Here is a 2,579-nt window from a genome sequence, read left to right on the forward strand (position 1 = left end):
GACAGCGCCATGGGCGCGCTCATCCACCACATCACCGGCGGGGCCGAGGCCAAGACCTTTCAGCCGATGAACGTGAATTTCGGCCTCTTTCGCCCGATTGATGGTTTCAAAGGCGGGCGGCGTGGGCGCATTGACCGCTACAAGGGCTATACCGACCGCGCCAAGGCGGCATGGGGCGAATGGCTGGCCGCTCAGAACATGAGCATTGCCTCATAACCCATTGAACAGATGTTCATAACACGCTTTGCCCCCTCGCCGACCGGCCCGCTGCATCTTGGGCACGCTTATTCCGCGATGCTGGCCCATGACCGGGCGCGGGCTGCGGGCGGCACCTTTCTTCTGCGCATCGACGATCTGGATCAGACCCGCTGTCGCCCGGAGTGGGAGGCGCAGATTTTCGACGATCTGGCGTGGCTTGGGCTCGATTGGCCCCGCCCCGTGCTGCGCCAGTCCTCCCGCCTACCCCGCTATCGTGCGGCGCTGAAATCGCTTTGGGATCAGGGCCTTCTCTACCAATGCTCCTGCAGTCGCGCCGATATTCGCGCCGCCGCCTCTGCCCCGCAAGAGGGCGCGCCGCTCTTGGGGCCCGATGGCGTGATCTATCCCGGCACCTGCCGTCCTGTGACCCCGCCGCAGGACCCGATGCCCGAAGATTGCGCCCTGCGCCTCGACATGGCCCATGCCTGCGAAATGCTAGATATGCCTTTGTCTTACAGAGAAAAAGACGAGACCATCTCACCGCGTGACCTGCCTCACACCGTCGGCGACGTGGTGCTGGCGCGGCGTGAGATGGGGGCGTCTTATCACCTCTCTGTGGTGGTGGACGATGTCGATCAGGGCATTACCCATGTGATCCGGGGCGAGGACCTGCAAGAGGCGACGCAAATCCATGTGCTCTTGCAGCGCCTGCTGGGCCTGCCCACGCCCGCCTATCACCATCACGCGCTGATCCGCGATGACGCGGGCAAGCGGTTGGCCAAACGCGACGACGCGCGCGCCATCGCCACCTACCGCGCCCAAGGGGCCAGCCACAGCGACATTCGCGCGATGGTCGGGATTTAATCTTTCAGCGTTCCGGAAATACTCATTCCGCGCCCGCCATCGGCACCATGATCTCGGTCTCTTCCCCCTCCCGGACTGCCGTGTAGAAACACGAGCGCCGGTTGGTGTGACAGGCGGGGCCACTCTGGCGCACCTGCACCAACAGGCAATCCCGGTCACAGTCGACGCGCATCTCGACCAGCTCCTGCACATGCCCCGAGGTTTCGCCCTTGATCCAGAACGCCTGCCGTGAGCGGCTCCAATAGGTCACGCGCCCGGTCTCCAGCGTACGGGCCACGGCGTCCGCGTTCATCCACGCCATCATCAGCACTTCGCCGGTCTCGGCCTCTTGGGCGATGGCGGGGATCAACCCGTTTGCATCATACTTTAGTGTCGCCGGATCGAAGGGCATGGCGGATTTCCTTTTGCATCTGCGCGCTCCCCGCCTATTTATGGGGCAACACACGAAAGGGAAAGCCATGAGCGGCGAAACCGACCTGATCAAGCTTTATTCCGCGCGGATATTGGAACTGGCCTCTGACATTCCGCATCATGGGCGGCTGGCCAACCCACAGGCGAGCGTCAAGCGCCGCGCGCCGCTCTGCGGCTCTACTGTGACCGTGGATATCCGCTGCGACGGCGGGCGCATCGCGGACTACGCCGCCGAGGTCAAGGCCTGCGCCCTTGGTCAGGCGGCGGCAAGCGTGGTCGGGCGCGTGATCATCGGCTGCAATCTGGCACAGGTGACGGCCGCGCGCGACGCGCTGCGCGAAATGCTGAAATCCGACGGGCCGACCCCGCCCGCACCCTTTGACGGGCTTGAAGTGCTGCGCCCCGCACGCGATTACAAGAACCGTCACGCCTCGATCCTCCTCACGCTCGAGGCGGTGGTCGAGGCGATGGAAACGGTGAGCGCGCAAACCACCTGCGCTTGACACTCCCGTCGCGCCAAAGCGATCCTTTGTGATCAAACCGCCCCTTACTTTTCGCAAAATACGCTCTACGTCCTCGGGATAAACCCCGGGGACAGCGCCATGACAGGGCAGAAACTCGACCAGAACAGCCCGCTGATCGGGCGATTTGATCAGTCCTTCCTGATCCATATGATCCGCGACTTCTTCATCATCCTGTTGATGGTGACGGTTCTCGAATTCGCGCTCAAGGCCGGAATGGTCTATTACAAATTCCGGGTGCATGGCCCCTCGGACGCCCAAGAGGCGGCGCAGGATCTCGCTGATAATGTCCGCTCGATCATGCGCAACGAGGGCGGGCCAGTGGCCGCGCGCACGGTCTATCCGATCCTCAAGGACAATTGGGACGGGCTGGGCTATCGCATCGCGATCATTCCCTCGGATGTGACGATACGCTCCATCGAAGAGGGGTTCGAGTTCACACCCGAAGGCTTGCCGCGCGGCGACTGGCCCGACACCGCCCATGCGAGCGCCACACTCGCCATCACGGCAGAGCCCTTTTGTCTGGCCTGCCATACCGAGGCGGCGGTGGGCGATGTGCTGGGCGAAGTCACCGTGCGGCGCGAT

General features: G+C 63.5%; 3 protein-coding genes and 2 pseudogenes. 4 read left to right on the plus strand and 1 reads right to left on the minus strand.

Annotation, left to right across the window (positions count from 1 at the left end):
• A pseudogene (locus KBT70_RS01255) lies at positions 1-216 on the plus strand (FADH(2)-oxidizing methylenetetrahydrofolate--tRNA-(uracil(54)-C(5))-methyltransferase TrmFO); the annotation flags it as partial.
• A gap of 12 nt (positions 217-228) precedes the next feature.
• Positions 229-1,062 carry a tRNA glutamyl-Q(34) synthetase GluQRS gene (gluQRS, locus tag KBT70_RS01260; protein ID WP_296627856.1) on the plus strand — a complete coding sequence of 278 codons (834 nt, stop codon included), beginning with the start codon at positions 229-231 and terminating at the stop codon, positions 1,060-1,062.
• A 22-nt stretch (positions 1,063-1,084) separates the two neighbouring features.
• Here the strand turns inward: gluQRS and hisI are convergent, their stop codons facing one another.
• Positions 1,085-1,453, minus strand: coding sequence for a phosphoribosyl-AMP cyclohydrolase (hisI, locus tag KBT70_RS01265; RefSeq protein ID WP_296627858.1), 369 nt, complete (start codon positions 1,451-1,453; stop codon positions 1,085-1,087).
• Positions 1,454-1,520: 67 nt separating this feature from the next.
• Here hisI and KBT70_RS01270 point away from each other — a divergent pair, with 67 nt between their 5' ends.
• Positions 1,521-1,976, plus strand: a complete 456-nt coding sequence (locus tag KBT70_RS01270) for an iron-sulfur cluster assembly scaffold protein (RefSeq protein WP_296627859.1) — start codon at positions 1,521-1,523, stop codon at positions 1,974-1,976.
• Positions 1,977-2,075: 99 nt separating this feature from the next.
• Positions 2,076-2,579 (plus strand): annotated as a pseudogene (locus KBT70_RS01275) (histidine kinase); the annotation flags it as partial.

Origin of the sequence: Roseovarius sp. (assembly GCF_018066915.1) — a bacterium.
Classification (GTDB): domain Bacteria; phylum Pseudomonadota; class Alphaproteobacteria; order Rhodobacterales; family Rhodobacteraceae; genus Roseovarius.

Coding starts and splice junctions, on each gene's coding strand:
- gluQRS (WP_296627856.1), top strand. CDS start 229: ATGTTCATAACACGCTTTGCCCCCTCGCCGACCGGCCCGCTGCATCTT.
- hisI (WP_296627858.1), bottom strand. CDS start 1,453: ATGCCCTTCGATCCGGCGACACTAAAGTATGATGCAAACGGGTTGATC.
- KBT70_RS01270 (WP_296627859.1), top strand. CDS start 1,521: ATGAGCGGCGAAACCGACCTGATCAAGCTTTATTCCGCGCGGATATTG.